1 protein-coding gene is annotated in these 465 nt (G+C 59.8%); it reads right to left on the bottom strand.

Going from position 1 to position 465, the window contains the following annotated elements:
• Positions 1 to 140 precede the first annotated feature (140 nt).
• A partial coding sequence (locus AACY45_RS28420) for a hypothetical protein (protein WP_339548795.1) occupies positions 141 to 465 on the bottom strand: 325 nt, incomplete at its 5' end.

Here is a 465-nt window from a genome sequence, read left to right as displayed (position 1 = left end):
AAGTTCGGCTTCCAGCTTGGCGACGCGCTCTTTCGCGTAATCGTGTTCGGCCACTTCCGGCGCGTCGGTCGCGGTTTCGGCGCGCAGTTCGCTGGTCAAGTTGATCTTTTCGTCTTCGATCATGTCGTCACACTATCCAATTAGCCCATGAGCCGCGCGAGTGTCGCGGCGGTATAATCCACCATGGGCACGACGCGCGCATAGTTCAACCGTGTCGGCCCAATCACACCAACAACGCCGATCACGCGACCATCAAGACCACGGAAGGGTTTGGTGATGACAGATGAACCGGAAAGCGAGAATAATTTGTTCTCCGCACCAATGAAGATGCGCGTCGCATCGCCCGCGCTGGCATTGTCGAGCAGACGCGCGATTTCCTGCTTGCCCTCCAGGTCGTCGAGCAATTCGCGGACACGTTCCAGATCGGCGGCGGCGGCATCGTCGATCAGCCGTGCCTGCCCGCGG

Origin of the sequence: Pseudomonas sp. RA_35y_Pfl2_P32, assembly GCF_963970735.1 — a bacterium.
In the GTDB taxonomy this organism is placed as follows: domain Bacteria; phylum Pseudomonadota; class Gammaproteobacteria; order Pseudomonadales; family Pseudomonadaceae; genus Aquipseudomonas.
This window is presented reverse-complemented; position numbering and strand designations above follow the sequence as displayed.